At 38.2% G+C, this 18,081-nt stretch carries 17 protein-coding genes and 1 tRNA gene; all 18 read left to right on the plus strand.

Annotation, left to right across the window (positions count from 1 at the left end; translation table 11 throughout):
- Window positions 1–50 precede the first annotated feature (50 nt).
- The 18 genes from gap to BM015_RS21455 all read left to right on the plus strand — a co-directional run bounded on the left by gap (window position 51) and on the right by BM015_RS21455 (window position 18,053).
- Window positions 51–1,064, plus strand: a complete 1,014-nt coding sequence (gene gap, locus BM015_RS00545) for a type I glyceraldehyde-3-phosphate dehydrogenase (protein WP_090653466.1) — start codon at window positions 51–53, stop codon at window positions 1,062–1,064.
- A gap of 117 nt (window positions 1,065–1,181) precedes the next feature.
- Window positions 1,182–1,255 (plus strand) — tRNA-Pro (locus BM015_RS00550).
- Window positions 1,256–1,513: 258 nt separating this feature from the next.
- Window positions 1,514–2,770, plus strand: coding sequence for a site-specific integrase (locus BM015_RS00555; RefSeq protein WP_090653467.1), 1,257 nt, complete (start codon window positions 1,514–1,516; stop codon window positions 2,768–2,770).
- 12 nt (window positions 2,771–2,782) lie between these two features.
- Window positions 2,783–3,031: a hypothetical protein gene (locus BM015_RS00560; protein ID WP_090653468.1), complete on the plus strand. Its 249-nt coding sequence runs from the start codon at window positions 2,783–2,785 to the stop codon at window positions 3,029–3,031.
- A 31-nt stretch (window positions 3,032–3,062) separates the two neighbouring features.
- Window positions 3,063–3,278: a hypothetical protein gene (locus BM015_RS00565; protein WP_090653469.1), complete on the plus strand. Its 216-nt coding sequence runs from the start codon at window positions 3,063–3,065 to the stop codon at window positions 3,276–3,278.
- 5 nt (window positions 3,279–3,283) lie between these two features.
- Window positions 3,284–3,946, plus strand: coding sequence for an ATPase (locus tag BM015_RS00570; protein WP_090653470.1), 663 nt, complete (start codon window positions 3,284–3,286; stop codon window positions 3,944–3,946).
- 215 nt (window positions 3,947–4,161) lie between these two features.
- A complete protein-coding gene (locus tag BM015_RS00575) occupies window positions 4,162–4,566 on the plus strand; it encodes a hypothetical protein (protein WP_090653471.1) in 405 nt (134 codons plus the stop codon).
- A gap of 849 nt (window positions 4,567–5,415) precedes the next feature.
- Window positions 5,416–5,733, plus strand: coding sequence for a helix-turn-helix domain-containing protein (locus BM015_RS00580; RefSeq protein WP_090653472.1), 318 nt, complete (start codon window positions 5,416–5,418; stop codon window positions 5,731–5,733).
- A gap of 74 nt (window positions 5,734–5,807) precedes the next feature.
- The gene (locus BM015_RS00585; RefSeq protein ID WP_090653473.1) at window positions 5,808–6,179 is read left to right on the plus strand and encodes a hypothetical protein; all 372 of its coding nucleotides are present in this window, start codon (window positions 5,808–5,810) and stop codon (window positions 6,177–6,179) included.
- A 197-nt stretch (window positions 6,180–6,376) separates the two neighbouring features.
- Window positions 6,377–6,730 carry a plasmid mobilization protein gene (locus BM015_RS00590; protein WP_090653474.1) on the plus strand — a complete coding sequence of 118 codons (354 nt, stop codon included), beginning with the start codon at window positions 6,377–6,379 and terminating at the stop codon, window positions 6,728–6,730.
- Window positions 6,727–7,665 (plus strand): relaxase/mobilization nuclease domain-containing protein, encoded by a 939-nt coding sequence (locus BM015_RS00595; RefSeq protein ID WP_090653475.1) that lies wholly within the window; start codon window positions 6,727–6,729, stop codon window positions 7,663–7,665. Before BM015_RS00590 ends, BM015_RS00595 begins: the two co-directional genes overlap by 4 nt.
- Window positions 7,666–7,701: 36 nt before the next feature.
- Window positions 7,702–8,307, plus strand: a complete 606-nt coding sequence (locus BM015_RS00600; RefSeq protein WP_090653476.1) for a hypothetical protein — start codon at window positions 7,702–7,704, stop codon at window positions 8,305–8,307.
- Between the two features lie 692 nt (window positions 8,308–8,999).
- The gene (locus BM015_RS22030; RefSeq protein ID WP_090653477.1) at window positions 9,000–9,311 is read left to right on the plus strand and encodes a DUF6660 family protein; all 312 of its coding nucleotides are present in this window, start codon (window positions 9,000–9,002) and stop codon (window positions 9,309–9,311) included.
- Window positions 9,312–9,385: 74 nt separating this feature from the next.
- A complete protein-coding gene (locus BM015_RS00610) occupies window positions 9,386–12,535 on the plus strand; it encodes an efflux RND transporter permease subunit (protein WP_090655092.1) in 3,150 nt (1,049 codons plus the stop codon).
- On the plus strand, window positions 12,528–13,871 hold the full coding sequence (locus tag BM015_RS00615) for a TolC family protein (protein ID WP_177191768.1): 1,344 nt from the start codon (window positions 12,528–12,530) through the stop codon (window positions 13,869–13,871). Before BM015_RS00610 ends, BM015_RS00615 begins: the two co-directional genes overlap by 8 nt.
- Before the next feature lie 16 nt (window positions 13,872–13,887).
- The gene (locus BM015_RS00620; protein ID WP_177191769.1) at window positions 13,888–15,096 is read left to right on the plus strand and encodes an efflux RND transporter periplasmic adaptor subunit; all 1,209 of its coding nucleotides are present in this window, start codon (window positions 13,888–13,890) and stop codon (window positions 15,094–15,096) included.
- Between the two features lie 10 nt (window positions 15,097–15,106).
- Complete coding sequence (locus BM015_RS00625) at window positions 15,107–17,581, plus strand: heavy metal translocating P-type ATPase (RefSeq protein WP_090653480.1); 2,475 nt, start codon at window positions 15,107–15,109, stop codon at window positions 17,579–17,581.
- Window positions 17,582–17,684: 103 nt separating this feature from the next.
- Window positions 17,685–18,053, plus strand: coding sequence for a hypothetical protein (locus BM015_RS21455; RefSeq protein WP_090653481.1), 369 nt, complete (start codon window positions 17,685–17,687; stop codon window positions 18,051–18,053).
- The last annotated feature ends 28 nt before the right edge of the window (window positions 18,054–18,081 follow it).

Below are 18,081 nucleotides of genomic sequence, written 5' to 3' on the forward strand. Positions count from 1 at the left end.
TTTTCTTGACATAAAGGCGTAAATTTGCGGTCTCAAAAAATAAAAAAGTTATGAGTACAGTTAAAGTTGCCATAAATGGATTTGGCAGAATTGGCCGTCTGGTTTATCGCCAGATTTACAATATGGATGGAATAGATGTTGTTGCTATCAACGATCTTACAAGCCCGAAAGTATTGGCTCATTTATTAAAATACGACAGCGCACAAGGTGGTTTTGGAAAAGAAGTGAAGGCTACAGAAAATTCAATTATAGTTGAAGGCGATGAAATAAAAATATACGCACAAAAAGATCCTTCCCAAATTCCCTGGGGCGAGCATGATGTGGATGTGGTTTTAGAATGTACTGGCTTTTTCGCCGACAAAACAAAAGCAGAAGCACATTTAAAAGCAGGCGCAAAACGCGTTGTTATCTCCGCTCCGGCCACAGGCGATCTTAAAACCATTGTATTTAATGTAAACCACGATATTCTTGATGGTTCTGAAACAATAATCAGCTGTGCATCCTGCACCACCAATTGCCTTGCACCAATGGCAAAAGTGCTTGATGATAGTTATGGCATTGTAATGGGCCTAATGACAACTATACATGCTTATACTAACGATCAGAATACACAAGATGCACCTCATGCAAAAGGCGATTTAAGAAGGGCCAGGGCTGCCGCACAGAATATTGTTCCGAACAGCACCGGCGCTGCAAAAGCAATCGGCCTGGTTTTACCTAATTTAAAAGGCAAGCTCGATGGAACTGCACAGCGTGTGCCGGTTTTAACAGGATCAGTAACCGAGCTTACAACTATTCTTGGTAAAAAGGTTAGTGCGGAAGAAATTAATGCTGCCATGAAAGCTGCAGCCAATGAAAGCTATGGTTATACCGAAGATGAAATTGTAAGCAGTGATATTGTTGGCATGCATTATGGCTCTTTGTTTGATGCGACCCAAACAAAAGTGTTAACTATTGGTGATCAGCAACTGGTAAAAACCGTTAGCTGGTACGATAATGAAATGAGCTATGTAAGTCAGTTAGTACGCACTGTAAAATATTTTGCAGGATTAATTTCAAAATAAACTGCAAAAACAAAATATAAAAAGCCATCGTTGTTCTTCGATGGTTTTTTTTATGCGGTTAAACAAATTTTTGTGTTGGGCGATTAATGTTATAAGAATATTTTTGCCGTCCAATTTCGGGATGTAGCGCAGCCCGGTAGCGCGCTTCGTTCGGGACGAAGAGGCCGCTGGTTCGAATCCAGTCATCCCGACGAACCATTTTATTAACTTTTACTTAAAGCCCGCAAAATCAATAAGTTGCGGGCTTTGTAATTTTTACACTTTACCCCATTTTACACCATCTCTCATCATTTTACTCATAGGTTTTATGAGTAAAACAATGAGACATCTATGCGCTTTCTTAAGCGCTACTTTTGAAGGGTGGACCATCCTTTTTAAGACATTTCACATTGTTTTATCCAGGTAGTACCGAGGAGTAAGAAAATTTTTAAACCTAAAAATTGTGTTGTATGAAGACTACCCAAACATTTTGCGTGCGTTTTATCGCCATCCGGAAAAAAGGTAATGCTGAAAAAGCCTTTATTGTTGCAAGAATTACTATTTCCAAAAAAGTAATGGATATCTCTTTAAAGAAAACAATATCTATTGCCTTATGGGATTCAAAAAGGGAATGTATTATTTGCAGAACACCCGAAGCCAAACAAATCAATAAGTTTATCGACGATACCCGTTACCGGTTGATGGAATGTTATCAGCAACTATTGTTGGAACATAAAGTTGTGTCCCCTCATGCCATTAAGGAACTTTATCTCGGCGAAACAAAAGTTGAAAACACTTTGCTCGGATTGATAAAGTATCATAACACCAATATGAAGCAGGTGCTCGCCTGGGGCACTTTGAAAAATTATATTACAACCGAAAAATATGTGCGGCTTTTTCTTAAACAGAAATATAAGAATGCAGACATATTTCTTTCATCGCTCAACTATCAATTCATAACAGAATTTGAATTTTTCTTAAGAACCTGCAAGCCATTGGATGCGAGCAATCCATTAACCAATAATGGTGTCATGAAACACATGGAAAGGTTAAGGAAAATGGTGACGCTTGCTTATAAGATGGAGTGGGTTCCCAAAGACCCTTTTGCGCAGTACAAGCTGAAGTTTAAAAGAAAAGAGATGTTCTTTCTTACGGCTGAGGAACTTGAAAAATTCGAGCATATTGAACTATCTAAGAAAATTGTTAGCCGCGCCAGGGATTTATTTGTATTCTGCTGTTATACCGGTCTGTCTTATATAGACCTTGATAAATTGCGCAGTAATAATATATGTATTGGAATTGATGGTGAATATTGGATCAATACCAAAAGGCAGAAAACAGACATTCCTGTCAACATGCCCTTATTACCAAAGGCCTATTTTATTATTCAAAAATATAAGGATGAACCAAGGGTATTCTATCGCGGACGCTTGCTGCCATTTATGTCCAATCAAAGGCTAAACAAATACATCAAAGAAATTGCTCAATTATGTGGTATCAAAAAAGAACTAAGCTTTCATACAGCAAGGCACACGTTTGCCACCACTGTAACATTAACCAATGGTGTTCCTGTTGAAACTGTTAGCAAGATGCTGGGGCATACCAAACTCAGTACTACACAGGTGTATGTTCATATTGTAAAACAAAGAATCAGTGATGATATGAAAATGCTGAGGCAAAAACTTGAAGGCTCTAATCATCCAGCAACAAAAATAATTAGCCGATAAGGAAGCCAGGATATGCAAAAACAAAATTTTGTAATAGACAAAATAACAGAAAGCATAGAGGGCGCAGCTAACGGCCATAGTTATGAAACAGAAGTGCTTTCTGTAACATCAAAAGATTTAAAGACCGTTTTGAAAAAATCTGGCTGGCGGTTTAATTGGAAAACGGAATTTAAATACCTGGATCGCCAGCTTTATAAATTGACCATTAAAGGAGACAAAACTATACAGGGGCTTATAATAGGCGAATACTACAAAATTTAAAATTAGTAATTTTGAAATCTAACTTTATAGTATGGAACTACAGTCAGAACCAATATTATTAAGATATGGCGGGGCACACAAATCGTCCTTCGAGATGAGTCAGGATGAATTTCAGGCAGCAGCCATTTCAATCGTCCGCAGGGCGAAAGAAAAAGCTTTTTCTAAAGGACGACCCATCTATTTTAGCAAGGATGGAAAGGTTTATGCAGAATATGCTGATGGCAATATTGCGGAAGTGGTCAAGTAAGTATCATGCCGATTTTATATGTTATTGCAGGGCCAAACGGGATTGGTAAAACAACTTCCTCATACGATCTTATTCCTTCAAATATCCCAATTATCAACTCAGATGAAATTGCAAAGGAAGTAAGAAGCGCCGGGATTATTTTATCTGGTAATACCCAGGAATATAGTAACCGTGAGGCCATCCGGCTTATGGAAGAGCAGAGAAGGTTAAATAATTCTTTTGCTATTGAAACCAACCTTGCAGATAGCGATACCTGGAAGTTTTTGCTTGAAATACAAAAAACAGGTTATGAGCTTCATATTTTGTATATGTCCACTGACAATACAGACATTCTAAACCAACGTATAAAAGAGCGGGTTTTGCTTGGCGATCACTTTGTAACACCATCAGTAGTGGAACAACGTTATATTAACGGACTTAAACTTTTAAATCATTATTTCTCTTATCCTGACAGGCTTCAGTTGATAGATAATTCAAGTAAAGTACAATTGATTGCTGATGTCCGTAAAGGAGAAATAATTCACGTTGCTCAGAAATTAGCAGAGTGGGTTACAAAATATTTAGGCGAACATCTTCAACAAAAATCTAATCAGGATATTAATGTAAAAGACATGAAGAATATTGATGAAGTAAAAAAAGCTTATAGAAAGCTTCGGCATAAACCTTAAGCCATAAGAAAAATAGATTACCCTTATCAAAGCAAAGTTTTTTCCTGTCAACCCCTTTTCGGTTTGTACGAGGGGATTGTCAGGAAAAAAACATGAATAAATATTATGTGGAACGATTTTAAATTTTCGATGCATAATTAAAATCAAGTATTACTATTTTAGTTTAAGGATTTTTTTCTAAATCCATATTTATATCTTTATTAAAACGAAGTGTGATGAAAGAACTGATGCGAAAAGGGTTTTCCTTACTGTTATTTGATTTTAGTAAAATAATTGTCTCCGGTCAAATTAATGACGGCAGCACTGCAATTAACTATCCTCTAAACCGTTGGCTATTGATTTATGATTATTGGTTTAGAAAAGTTCCGTTCCATTTTGGCGCAATTAGTTTTCTCGCTTTGTTAGGTGTTGCACTTATTAATCCTTATAACTTATCATCAACTGCAGCATTAGTTATTTCGGCGGCTGTGATTTTCCTGTTGCTAATCTTCTTCTTATACCTTCCTTTGTTCGCCGGAACATTTATCCGGAGTTATATAAAATACAACAGAAAGAAAACGATAGTCGTTGTTATGAGCTTGAAAAATGCAGGAAAGCGCAACTGCCCAATCCAACGCTAGTATTAATCTGGTATGTACTGGATAAAACAGCAGGCATTGATTCCTTAAAGAATGATGATGCTTATACGGAGCTGCTGACCCAGCTATATGGTGTTGACCAGCGCAGTATTAAAAGCGCCATCGATTTGTTTTGGGGTAGTGCACACAGAAGAAATAAACTCCAGGGCCGGGCAAGAACGGAGATTGAAAACAGGTTTTTTGAAGCTTATCGTTTTTTTGAAAGCCTGCATTTTGAAAAGGCAATTTCAATTTTAAAAGGTTTGGAAATAAAATGCTTTTCGAAAAAGGATTAGCATAACCGGATTGTTTTACCCTGGTATGTTACACATCAGTTTTATAGTAATTAGATCGATTTCTTTATTGGTAAAATTCAAGTTGTAGAAGCACGCGGTGGCCGATAAAAAAAATGGTCCTTCCGTGGAAACGGACTGACCTCTAACGATTGCTTGCCATATGAAAAAGTTCAAATAATTTAAATCATTTGTTTAGTATTCCGGCTCCTTTCAGTTGCGTCCAATCAATATTGTTATACTAAACTGATATGAAGTTAATACACCTATTACCGTCATTAAAGCAAAAATCAACACGGTTTTATTATCTCAAAAGTGTCAGATGGCTATTTAAGTCGTTGATGGCAAGCGGTTTAAAGTGGATTTCTATAATGATCCCCACCGCACCGAAAATACATTTTAATAAGAAGCGCAAGGTGCTTTAAGGTGGCAAATCAAACCAACAATCTGGCCTTTTCCAACCGATGTGAACTTAAATCGTCAACTACTGTAAGATTATCTATAGTTAGCTTGATAAAAGTTTCAGGTTTTTACATTTTGCACTTCTAAACAAAATGTGATGGAAAGAAATGTGCAAAATGAACCGGCTGTAACGCCGATGTTGTTCCCGTATGAACCAGCTTATTTCTGGAGGCAAATAAGGGAAATTATTAAGGAAGAGGTTAGTAATGCCAACAAAGCAGCTAAACCTCCGGAATATCAAACGTCTGGCTTAACATATAAGCCACTCTACAAAACCCAGGAAGTATGCCAGATACTCCAGGTAACTAGGCCAACCATTTATGACTGGATCAGGCATGGGAAATTGAAGCCCTGCAAGATTAGGTCAAGGGTATATTTCCGGTGGAAAGACCTGCAGGAGTTGTTGCAATTATAACCGGATCATTCTCCCGGTTAACTTTTTCTTTCACTCGCCCCTTTATTCAATTACAACTATTAAACAAATCAATCATGGCAGAATTTAAAAGAAGAACGCTTTTTCTATCAAGCGGCAAACAGGTAAAACTTTTTGGTAACAGTGTGGCTATCAGCAAAAGCCTTGAAATTGGTGAAGGCTATGCCCCCAATATTCTTTCCTGTCTTCAGCAGGAAGCTGATGTAACAAAACCTGGCAGTACTGTAAAACCTTTAAACGAAGGCTCCAAAGAAAAAACTGTTTCAAAACAGGTAGCTATAGTATCCAATCCATTCAGGCTATCAGAAACCGATTTGATGGAGATAGCTGATTATAATATCCGGCTTTGGCTTGACCTGAAAGACAGCATCCGTAAACATGGCATCAACAGCCCGCAGCTATTTAACAGCGAAGCGCTGAGAAGTTGATTTAATAAAACTACTGAAATGATATAATGAGGTATGCTTACGAATATATTTTGCTGACTGTAAGTTTTGTAAGGCGAGCGGTGTTGTTGTCCTGCAAAAACCCTTTTGGCCAACCACGCTCGCCTTTTTCTCCCGTTGGTCGCAAAAGGAATTATGGCTGATACGCTTAAGTAAATGTTGATGAAAAAATGAGGTGTATGGAAAATGTGCCGGTGAAAAAATCAAAAGGCGGAAGGCCTTTGCAATCACTCAAAAAGGATATTAAAATATCTGTACGGTTTAACCGGCAGGAATATTTTATCCTCAAAGAAAAAGCAAATTCAGCCGGAATAAAACCTTCAGCCTATATCAGGCAGGTTGTTATAAAAGCAAAGATTACTAGCAAAATTTCGGTTGAAGAGATGCAACTCTTCCGGCAGCTTGCCGGCATGGCCGTCAACATCAACCAGGTAGCCAGGGTTTGCCACAGGGAAGGGCTTTTTGAAGCCATGCAATATTTTGAGGTGTACAGAAAGCAGCTTGATGGTGTCATGCAAAAATTAAAACCATGATCAGCAAGCATCTTACCGCACATTCTTTCTATCATACCTGCCGGTATATTACCAATAAACCCGGCGCAGAGCTACTCGTAGCAGAAGGTGTAAGGGGTTATGATTTTAAATTGATGACAGAAGATTTTGCCCTGCAGCAAGCACTACGCCCCGAAAAAAAACTGGCCTGTATGCATGCTATTTTAAGTTTTTATCCGGGAGAAAAACCGGGAGATGAAAAAATGAAAACGATAGCGCTGGAATATTTAGAGCAGTTAAATATTGTAAATACGCAAGTTGCTATCAGTAAACATACCGACAGGTCACATCTTCACCTGCATATTGTTGCTAACATGGTAAACAATGATGGTAAGGCCATCAGCAATAGCTGGATTGGCTTAAGGGGAAAGAAAATTGCGCAGGCGCTTACCATAAAGCACCAGCTTGTTCAGGCCATAGAAAAGAACCTGAAGCTAACACACCTGGAATCACTCAATGCATATGAAGCAGCACGGTATAAAATTTTTATAACTATTTCAGAACAACTACCTGGATGTAAAACGGTGGAAGAACTGGAAAACAAACTCAATAAGCACGGTATTGAAACAATATATAAATACAAAGGCCATACACAGGAGAAACAAGGCATCAGTTTTAAGATGGGGGATTATTCCTTTAAGGGGAGCCAGGTTGACCGGAAGTTCTCTTACATATCTCTTACAAAAAAGCTGGGATTACAGCAAAGGTTATCAGAGAAACAAGCGCTTGCTGAAAAGGTGAACAGGCAGTTAAAACAAAACCACCCGGATATAAAAAAGGAAATAAATAAAAACATGCCAGACGTGTGGAAAGCAGTTCTGGAACCTGTGAAAGAAGAAAAAGGTCTTCCACAAGAACTCCTGGAAGAACAAAGGCGGAAAAAAAAGAGAAGGCAAAGGCCATCATTTGGTCATTAAGAAACAATATTCAAACAAGTTTTAAAATGTAGCATTATGGAGAGTGAAACAAATTATGGCAGCCATGCTTTTATGGAAGTAGCCATTAATAAAATGGGAAAGCAGGATAAGCGGATTGAAAACATAGAAGCATTTATAAAAAAGCAAACAGACAATAATGCCGAAATAAAACAATTGGTTGCTACCATCGGATCATTAAAAGAGAATGTTCATAATGCAGGTTTATCTGAAAAGAAAATGTCAGCGCTTAGCATGCAAATAGATATACTGCTTGATAAACTTAACACAGCCCCTGTTCAGAAAGTAGAACACCATCACCATCTGCCTAAAATAATTTGGGCTGCAGCCATTTTGATGATCACGCTTTGCACCGTTTGCGCCGGATGGTTTAATACCGGAAAAAAGTTAAACAGCTTTATTGCTAACGATACCAAATACCGGGCGATAAGGCTTGACACTGCACACAAATCACTTCAGCAATATCTTGATCATATCGATTCTGCCTATATTAAAAGCCCGGATATGCGAAAGACTGTTATACAGAAAGAGAAAGAATATCAAACCAATTTTTACCGGATACAAAAAGCATTGCGGTTGAAAGAAGAAGCAAAAAAATTGGAAAGAGATGCTGGGAAAAAATAAAGAATGAGCTTCTCAGACTTTAAAGTAAATATCTACGTCATCCATTTATTCCTAAAAGTATTAACTACTATATCAGATATATTCAAGTTAGTAAATCTGATAGTGGTATCAGACGATTTTATGAATGTATGGTACTGGTAATTGCCATATACTAACCTGTTTGCGGATTTCTCATCATTGATTCAGAGAAGCAACGGCTTTGTAAAAAAATCAGTTTTTGATACATGCATTCAAACGAAGTGCTATCTGAGTATCGAATATGTGTTTGACAGGAAGTTTTGAGACATGATCTATTAATATCAAATACACAAGGATGACACTCTTATGGAATAATAATTTAAATAATGCTAGCCTCGCCAATGGTAGCTAATATCTTTTTATAAAAAGGTTTTTGAAATACCTATCAGCATTGTTGCCTACCCAAAAATCTATTTTGCCCCGCCATAAATTGTTTAGAGTTTTTACTAATGTCTGAAAGGAAAGTATTGGGGATTTATAAAGGAAGATATACAGGATGCCGTTTTAAAATTCCAATAATTTGAGATTTTTTATTTTAACCTCCATAATACTATGCAGCATTTATTGCGTTGAATATATAATGGCATCAACATAAGATCAGAATGCAATCTTTGCAACTGCATTTCAATCTTTTATTTGTCTCATATATTTATCATCAGCTACTTTTGCAGCCAATGAAGTTTTTTGCCTTTATAATGACTGTCGTTTTGCTGACACAAAGCCTTATGCCTTGTGCCGATAAGGCATGCACAGAAAATAAGGGCAAAACATTAATAGCCCAGGCAGGGCATCAGCAAAAAAATGCAACAGACGAATGCCCCCCACTATGCAGTTGCACTTGCTGCAGCAGTTTTTCATCAAACCTTTCTTTTGTATCCCATACTTACATACAGGTTTTCAGCATAGTTAATTTTAATGCTGAATATATTTCTCCTGCTATTCAAAAAATAGCCTTGCCCATCTGGCAGCCGCCACAATTAATATAACCTTTTGCTTTTTGTTATTGCACATTCCCTTCAAGGGCAAAGTGTGCTTATTTATTCATCAAGAAGGTTATAAAATGTTTGATAAAATCATTCAGTTCTCCATAAAAAATAAACTGGTTGTTGCCGTATTTACAATAGCGCTTATTATCTGGGGTGTCTATTCACTGTCAAATTTGCCCATAGATGCAGTGCCGGATATTACAAATAACCAGGTTCAGATTATTACGCAGGCGCCTACACTCGGTGCACAGGAAGTGGAGCAATATGTAACAGCGCCCATTGAATTATCAATGGCAAATATTCCCAACATCATTGAAAGACGTTCTATTTCCCGTTCAGGAATTTCTGTTATTACACTTGTTTTTAAAGATGATGTTGATGTGTATTGGGCACGTCAACAGGTGAGCGAACAACTAACAGAAGCAGAAAAAAATATTCCGGAAGGTTTGGGCGAAACATCACTCGCTCCCATCACAACAGGTTTGGGCGAAATATATCAGTATGTGATTCATACAAAGCCCGGTTATGAAAAAAAATATTCTGCAACTGATTTAAGAACAATACAGGATTGGATTGTACGAACTCAGCTTGCAGGCACAGAAGGTGTGGCTGAAGTAAGCGGGTGGGGCGGTTATGTAAAGCAATATGAAATTGCAGTTGACAATGAAAAACTCAATGCACAAAACGTCACCATTCCTGAAATATATAAGGCTCTTGAAGATAATAATGCCAACACCGGTGGCTCTTACATTGAACAACGCAGCAATGCATATTTCATTCGCGGGTTAGGGCAGGTAAAAAGCTTATCAGACATAGAAAAGATTGTTGTAAAAAATGTCAATAGCGTTCCAATTTTAATCAGGGATGTTGCTGCCGTGCAATATGGAAGCGCAACGCGTTATGGGGCGGTAACAAGAAATGGCGAAGGCGAAGTGGTTGCCGGTGTTGTGCTGATGCTGAAAGGTGAAAACTTCAGTAAGGTAATTGCCCGTGTAAAACAACGCATGGAGCAAATACAAAAGAGCCTGCCTGAAGGTGTAGTGATTGAACCTTTCATTGACAGGACTGAATTAGTGAACCGCGCCATGAGCACTGTTGAACGTAACTTAATTGAAGGTGCATTGATTGTAATTTTTGTACTTGTGTTATTGCTTGGAAACCTTCGTGCAGGTTTGCTCGTTGCCTCAGTTATTCCACTGGCCATGTTGTTTGCTTTTGGAATGATGAACACGTTCGGCGTATCAGGCAATTTAATGAGTTTAGGCGCTATTGATTTTGGGTTGATCGTTGACGGCGCCGTGATCATTGTTGAAGCGGTGATTCACAGTCTGTATGCAAACAGGAATAAATATGCGGGCATTGTAAAACTATCGCAAACACAAATGAATGATGAAGTATATGCAAGCGCCAGCACTATGATGAGCTCTGCTTCATTCGGCCAGTTAATTATTCTTATTGTTTACCTGCCCTTATTAACCCTCGTTGGCATTGAAGGGAAAATGTTCACGCCAATGGCGAAGACTGTTGCCTTTGCCATTCTTGGTGCATTCATTCTTTCACTTACTTATGTGCCTGTCATGAGTACTTGGATGCTGAGTAAAAAAACAACACAGAGGCAAAATATATCAGACAGGATCATTGATTTTCTGCAACGCATATACAGGCGCATGCTGCAGGTGCTTTTACAATTTAAAATCATAACCGTAGGCATTGCAATTGCCTTATTTATTATCTGTATTATCCTCTTCAATAATCTTGGCGGTGAATTTTTACCAACGCTGGAAGAAGGTGACCTGACTGTAGAAATTTCTATGATGCAGGGATCATCCTTATCACAGGTGGTAGAAACATTTGGCAAAGCTGAAAAGATTATAAAAGAAAAATTTCCTGAAGTAAAACAGGTGGTAACAAGAATCGGAAGCTCTGAAATTCCAACAGACCCGATGCCGATGGAACGCGGCGATATGATGATTGCAATGCAGCCAAAAGAAAAATGGACAAGCGCATCAACCCGCGAAGCAATGAGTGAACAAATGGAAGAAGCGCTGTCGGTTATTCCGGGTATCAGCGTTGAGGTTACACAACCCATGCAAATGCGGTTTAATGAGCTGATGACAGGCATAAGGCAGGATGTTGCTATTAAAATTTTTGGTGATGATTTGGATGTGCTCACACAGCAGGCTAACAACATTGCAAAGCAAATCGCTAAAGTAAAAGGTGTTGAAACGCCTTACGTTGAAAAGGTAACTGGCCTGCCGCAAATAACCGTAGAATACAATCGCGATAAGATGGCGCAATATGGTCTTTCTATCAGCGATGTAAATATGATTTTGAAAACGGCGTTCGCCGGAAATGTTGCCGGTGTTGTATTTGAAGGCGAGAAACGTTTTGATATGGTGGTACGGTTACAGCGGGATGAAAGAGATAATATTGACGAAGTAAACAATCTTTTTATCCCGTTGCCCTCCGGTAACCGGGTACCGTTAAACCAGGTTGCCGCTATACAATTTAAAGAAGCGCCTGCACAAATTTCAAGGGAAGATGGCAGGCGCAGAATCTATGTTGGCTTTAATGTGCGTGACCGCGATGTTGAAAGCACGGTAACAGAAATACAGCAATTAATCAATAATAAGATAAAACTGCCTGCAGGCTATTATACAACTTATGGGGGGCAATTTCAAAACCTGCAACAAGCGAAACAAAGATTATCGGTTGCTGTACCTGTTGCATTGCTGCTGATACTTTTCTTGTTGTATATCACATTCCGTTCAGTAAAATATTCGCTGCTCATTTTTACAGCCGTTCCATTGTCGGCAATCGGCGGTGTGTTTGCATTGCTCATCCGCGGCATGCCTTTCAGTATTTCAGCAGGTGTGGGTTTCATTGCATTGTTTGGCGTTGCGGTATTAAATGGCATTGTGCTTATCAGCTATTTCAACCAGTTAAAAGAGCAAGGCATCACCAATATTTATGAACGCGTATTGGAAGGAACGAAGGTGCGGTTACGCCCCGTTATTATGACGGCTTCTGTTGCATCGCTTGGTTTCTTACCAATGGCTTTATCAGCAACCGCCGGTGCGGAAGTACAAAAACCGTTGGCAACGGTTGTTATCGGCGGACTCATTACAGCTACCATGCTTACGCTTTTTGTATTGCCATGCTTATACATTTTGTTTTCAGGAAAAGAAAAACCTACTCAACATGCAACAACCACTCATGAATAAATATATATTTTTTGTTGACCGGCTTCGTACTGCTATAAAGCTTTTGTTGTTTCCAATCTCGCTGCTTCGTCACGCAAGATTGCTCCCTGTACGTTCGGTTCGCTATGCAGCATGTATTAGCGTTACAATATTTTTATCAGCTAACATCAATGCACAAACAAAAAAATTATCGTTACAGGATTGCATCAACATCGCTGTTAGTAATAATCTTTCTGTAAAAACAGTTTTGCTTGAAATCGAGCAAAATAAAACGTTGGAGAAAACTTCGTTCGATCCGCCAAAGACCAACATTAATCTTACACAAGACCCAACGAGCGGTGGCAATATGGATAATGCGTTAGGTATTACACAAAATATTTCATTGCCGGGTGTTTATAAAAATCAAAAAAATGTTTTACAGCAGCAAACCATGCTGGCGGAAAAAAGCAAATCCATAACGCAGACAGAAATTGTAAAGAATGTAAAAGAAGCATACTATGATTTATTGTACCTACAGGAAAAAATCAAAGTGCTTAAATATCTGGATAGCATTTATAATGATTTTACCAAAAAAGCAGAAGTAAGGCAGAGAACGGGTGAAACATCTAACCTTGAAAAGCTTTCAGCGCAAAGCAAATATCAGGAAATACAGTTGCAGCAAAAAGAAGCATTGGCAGATAAACAGGTGCGTTTATATAATCTTCAGCAATTATTAAATACGGCCGAAAGTATTGACGTTGCTGAGGACACGTTAACGGCAATTGCCTTTGCTAATGCTTTTGATACATCAGTTGTAAGCAATAATCCGATGGTTGATTACTACAAACAAGCGATTAATATTTCCAACGCAAAAATTAACCTGGAAAAAGTAAGGCGCTTACCTGAGTTTACTGTTGGTTATAGCCAGCAATTAGTGATCAAGGGTTTTGATCCTGCAAAAATTCACCGTGATTATTTCAACGGAACAAGCATTGCCGGTTTCCAGGTAGGTGTAAGCTTTCCTTTGATTGGCCGTGCTTATAAAGAAAGAATTAATGCCGAAAAAATTGGTTTAACTGTTGCACAAACGCAGGCAGCCGCTACGCAACAAAAGTTGAAAACGCAATGGCAACAGGCATTACAGGAATATTTAAAATATAAACAATCACTGGATTATTACCAATCATCCGGTTTGCAACTGGCAAATGAACAAATGCGTGTTGCACAATTTTCGTTCAGCAAAGGCGAGATTGGTTATGTAGAGTTTATTCAGAATTTATCGCTTGCAACACAAACAAAACTCGATTATCTCTCAACAATAAATTTATTTAATGATGCTGTTATTAACCTTCAATACCTGCAGGGAAATAACCAATAATTATAAATTTTTCAGCATGAAATCAATACAACATACATCGTTTCTTATTGCTTTAATGCTTGCATCCATTTTTATATTGAGTGCATGCAAAAGCAGTACGTCAACCGAAATAAAAAAAGAAGATTCAACAACAATTAGTAAAGAAGAACCAGAAGAACATGAAGGTCTTGCATTAACACAACAGCAAATGAATGCAGTTGGTATTACCATTAGCAACATCGAACAAAAAAATTTGAATGCCGTTGTAAAAGCAAGCGGACAATTAGCAGTACCACCGCAAAACATGGCAGATGTAAATGTTTTAATGGGCGGCATCATTAAAAAAATATTTGTGCTCGAAGGTCAGCATATAAAAAAAGGTGCAGCATTAGTTGTAATAGAAAATCCTGAGTTAATACAACTGCAGCAAGATTATTTAACTACCATTAATCATTTTAGTTATACACAGGATGAATTGCAACGACAAAAAGATTTGAATGATGCCAATGCTGGTGTTGGAAAAAATTTACAGCAGGCACAATCAACTTACAATGCAGAAAAATCAAAGATTGCAACACTTGCAAAACAATTGCAGCAATTAGGTATTAATCCAACATCAGTAGCAAACGGAAACATTGTATCGCAGATAACAATTACTGCACCCATCAGCGGAACGATTGGGCACATAGCTGTAAATACAGGCACGTATGCAGAAACATCAAAACCACTGATGGAAATTGTTGACAACTCACAAATTCATTGCGACCTGATTGTGTATGAAAAAGATTTGTTTAAAGTGCATGTTGGCCAAAAAGTAAATTTTATGCTCACCAATCAAAACAATGCAGAAATTGAAGGCAGGATTTATGGTATTAATAAATCTTTTGAGGATGAAAGCAAAGGTATTATTGTGCATGCAATTATTGAAAACGCATCAAAATATAATCTTATACAAGGCATGTATGTAACGGCTTTGATTGATGTGGGCAGCCAGTTAACACCTGCCGCACCTGTTGATGCGATTGTTCGTTCAGCCAATAAAGATTACATCTATGCAGTAGATGAAGCAAAGAGTGATTCTGCAGAAACACATTTTAAACAAACAGAAGTAGTAACCGGTGTAACAGAATTAGGTTATACGCAAATAACTTTATTAGATTCTCTTGCCGCTAATGCAAAGATTGTAACGAAGGGCGCATTTTATATTTTATCTAAAACACAGGCAGGCAGTGAGGAACAGGAATAAAATATAAATTATGAAAAAGACAAGAATCAATTTAGATATACTATTGCCGGAAGTACCGGGCGAAAGAGATGAATGTGTAGTGCGAATTATTAAATCACTTGAATATAAACGCGGCATAGAAAAAGTGCATGTACTTCCGGAAGACGGAAATAAAAAAGTGCAGCTCTGTTTTCACTACGACCCTTCCATTATCTCAATAAATAAAGTTGAACAGTTAGCTAAACAGGCGGGTGCAGAAATTACAGAACATTATGGTCATTTATTGATTGAAACATCAGGTGTTAGGCATCCGCGACATGCAAGAATTATAGAAGCACAATTACGAAAACAAAAAGGTGTTCAAAATGTTTCTGTATCTGGTACAGGTTTTATAGAATTAGAATTTAATAAAGAAAATACATCACAGGAAAAGGTGATTGAACAGGTTAAAAGAATTGGCTTACACATAAATAATGTTGAAGACTTTCATGCACATAAACATGAATCGGTTTCAAAAAATGGGCATACACATGATGAACACGAACATGAAACACAGGCACATGAACACTCACATGGTAGCATGTTTGGTGAAAAAACAGAATTAATTTTTGCGATTATATGCGGCACTTTTTTAGCACTTGGTTTTGGTTTATCATTCATTGAAAGCTTATCGAAATATATTTCGATAAGTTGCTACATAGCTGCTTATTTTTTTGGTGGATTTTATACAACAAAAGAAGCTGTTGAAGGCATTAGCAAAGGGGAATTTGAAATAGATTTTTTAATGCTCGTTGCGGCCATTGGCGCAGCAGCATTAGGCCAGTGGGCAGAAGGCGCTCTGCTGCTTTTCTTATTCAGCCTTGGCCATTCGCTCGAACATTATGCTATGGAAAAAGCAAAAAAATCAATTGCCGCCCTAACAGAATTAGCACCTAAAACCGCCTTGCTTAAAAACGGTAATGATATAAAGGAAGTAAAGATTGAAGCATTAAAACAGGGTGATATAATTGTTGTAAAACCAAATTCAAAAATAGCAGCAGACGGATTTGTTGTAAAAGGAACCAGCAGCGTTAACCAGGCGCCTATTACCGGTGAAAGTGTGCCGGTTGATAAAATGCCTGTTGAAGATTTGAGTATGGATATTTCAAAAGCCGGTAAGTTAGATGCAAAATATAAAGTGTTTGCCGGCTCAATAAACGGCAGCGAAAACCTGGAAATAAAAGTTACAAGGGCTGCGGCAGACAGTACTATTTCAAGGTTGGTGAAAATGGTGAACGAAGCACAAACGCAAAAATCACCCACACAAAATTTTACGGATAAGCTGGAGAAATATTATGTGCCTTCGGTGTTGATATTAGTGGTGATCTTTTTATTTGCTTTTATTGTAATTGATGAGCCATTCAGTGCGAGTTTTTACAGGGCAATGGCAGTGCTCGTTGCAGCAAGCCCCTGCGCCCTGGCCATATCAACGCCAAGCGCTGTATTAAGCGGTGTGGCAAGGGCTGCAAGGGGCGGCGTATTAATAAAAGGCGGTAAACCATTAGAAGAATTGGGCTCGCTTACTGCAATTGCGTTCGATAAAACAGGAACATTAACAGAAGGGAAACCAAAACTCGCAAGCGCATATCCGCTCAATGGGATTAAAGAAGAAGAACTTCTGGAAATAATTATTGCTGTTGAAAAATTAAGCGACCATCCTTTAGCAGCAGCTATCGTAAAAGGCGGTGCCGAAAAATTGAAAAAAGATGTACCGGCAGCCTCAAACTTAAATGCATTGCAAGGCAGAGGCGTTAAGGCTGAGTATAATAATTCAACTATTCATATTGGCAACAAAGAATTGTTTTCAGAAAAAAATAATCAACTGCCGGATGATATAAAAAAACAAGTTGAAGATCTGGAGAGCAAAGGCAACACAACAATGGTTGTTCAGCAAAATGAAAAATTCATTGGCATTGTTACACTGATGGATGTTGCAAGGAAAGATGCAAAGGAAACATTGGCACAATTGAATAAAGAAGGCATCCGTAAGATGATAATGCTTACCGGCGATAATCAAAAAGTTGCAGAAACTATTGCAAAAGAAATTGGCATTACAGATGCATGGGGCAATTTAATGCCCGAACAAAAAGTTGAGGCTATAGAAAAATTAAAAAGCAGTGAGAAGAAAGTTGCCATGGTTGGCGATGGTGTGAACGATGCGCCCGCAATGGCAAAAAGTACCGTCGGTATTGCAATGGGTGTAGCCGGAAGCGATGTAGCATTGGAAACTGCAGATATAGCACTGATGGCAGACCAGCTAAGCAATCTTCCGTTTGCAATTGGTTTAAGTAAAAAAGCAAAAAGCATTATAAAACAAAACCTTGTTATCAGCCTTGGCATGGTTGTAATACTTATTCCGCTTACTATTTTGGGCATAGCACATATCGGACCTGCAGTAATAGGGCATGAAGGTTCAACATTGATCGTGGTATTTAATGCACTAAGGTTGCTGGCTTATAAAAAGTAAAGAATATCCATTTTTCGCAAACAATAAAGTGTATCGAAGCTTTACTGGTGAACCAATCTTAATTTGGCCGGCTTCAATTTTCAATATCTTACCTTTGTAATGTTTGAAAAAATTTCTTTGCATATTACTCCTTATCATTTATGCAGCAGGTTTTTTACCCGTTGCTTCGCTGGCCGCCAGTGCAACAGCCAAACCTTCCGTTCATCATAAAATGGCTAAAATATGTGGTGAACAAAACATGCCATGCTGCAGGCATCATTCATCCTCAAAAAAAGATGAAAAAAATGACTGTGGGAATAATTGCGGCCGCTGTGCCTGTTATCTTATTTCGGCAAGTGCTGCTGTGGTAATTTCTGCGAAACAGGAATTGAACTGTGATTTGTTTATAAGCAAAAACGAACATAATCATTTCCCTGAAGCTGCTATAACTCCGGGTTTCTGCTCCATCTGGCGGCCGCCTAAAATAGGCTGATCTTCTATATTAAAGCTTTCATTTTTTT

Source organism: Parafilimonas terrae (assembly GCF_900115755.1).
GTDB classification, from domain to species: Bacteria; Bacteroidota; Bacteroidia; order Chitinophagales; family Chitinophagaceae; genus Parafilimonas; species Parafilimonas terrae.

Excerpts from the sequence above, each read along its gene's own strand:
- gap (WP_090653466.1), top strand. The coding sequence starts at position 51 with ATGAGTACAGTTAAAGTTGCCATAAATGGATTTGGCAGAATTGGCCGT.
- BM015_RS00555 (WP_090653467.1), top strand. The coding sequence starts at position 1,514 with ATGAAGACTACCCAAACATTTTGCGTGCGTTTTATCGCCATCCGGAAA.
- BM015_RS00560 (WP_090653468.1), top strand. The coding sequence starts at position 2,783 with ATGCAAAAACAAAATTTTGTAATAGACAAAATAACAGAAAGCATAGAG.
- BM015_RS00565 (WP_090653469.1), top strand. The coding sequence starts at position 3,063 with ATGGAACTACAGTCAGAACCAATATTATTAAGATATGGCGGGGCACAC.
- BM015_RS00570 (WP_090653470.1), top strand. The coding sequence starts at position 3,284 with ATGCCGATTTTATATGTTATTGCAGGGCCAAACGGGATTGGTAAAACA.
- BM015_RS00575 (WP_090653471.1), top strand. The coding sequence starts at position 4,162 with ATGAAAGAACTGATGCGAAAAGGGTTTTCCTTACTGTTATTTGATTTT.
- BM015_RS00580 (WP_090653472.1), top strand. The coding sequence starts at position 5,416 with ATGGAAAGAAATGTGCAAAATGAACCGGCTGTAACGCCGATGTTGTTC.
- BM015_RS00585 (WP_090653473.1), top strand. The coding sequence starts at position 5,808 with ATGGCAGAATTTAAAAGAAGAACGCTTTTTCTATCAAGCGGCAAACAG.
- BM015_RS00590 (WP_090653474.1), top strand. The coding sequence starts at position 6,377 with ATGGAAAATGTGCCGGTGAAAAAATCAAAAGGCGGAAGGCCTTTGCAA.
- BM015_RS00595 (WP_090653475.1), top strand. The coding sequence starts at position 6,727 with ATGATCAGCAAGCATCTTACCGCACATTCTTTCTATCATACCTGCCGG.
- BM015_RS00600 (WP_090653476.1), top strand. The coding sequence starts at position 7,702 with ATGGAGAGTGAAACAAATTATGGCAGCCATGCTTTTATGGAAGTAGCC.
- BM015_RS22030 (WP_090653477.1), top strand. The coding sequence starts at position 9,000 with ATGAAGTTTTTTGCCTTTATAATGACTGTCGTTTTGCTGACACAAAGC.
- BM015_RS00610 (WP_090655092.1), top strand. The coding sequence starts at position 9,386 with ATGTTTGATAAAATCATTCAGTTCTCCATAAAAAATAAACTGGTTGTT.
- BM015_RS00615 (WP_177191768.1), top strand. The coding sequence starts at position 12,528 with ATGAATAAATATATATTTTTTGTTGACCGGCTTCGTACTGCTATAAAG.
- BM015_RS00620 (WP_177191769.1), top strand. The coding sequence starts at position 13,888 with ATGAAATCAATACAACATACATCGTTTCTTATTGCTTTAATGCTTGCA.
- BM015_RS00625 (WP_090653480.1), top strand. The coding sequence starts at position 15,107 with ATGAAAAAGACAAGAATCAATTTAGATATACTATTGCCGGAAGTACCG.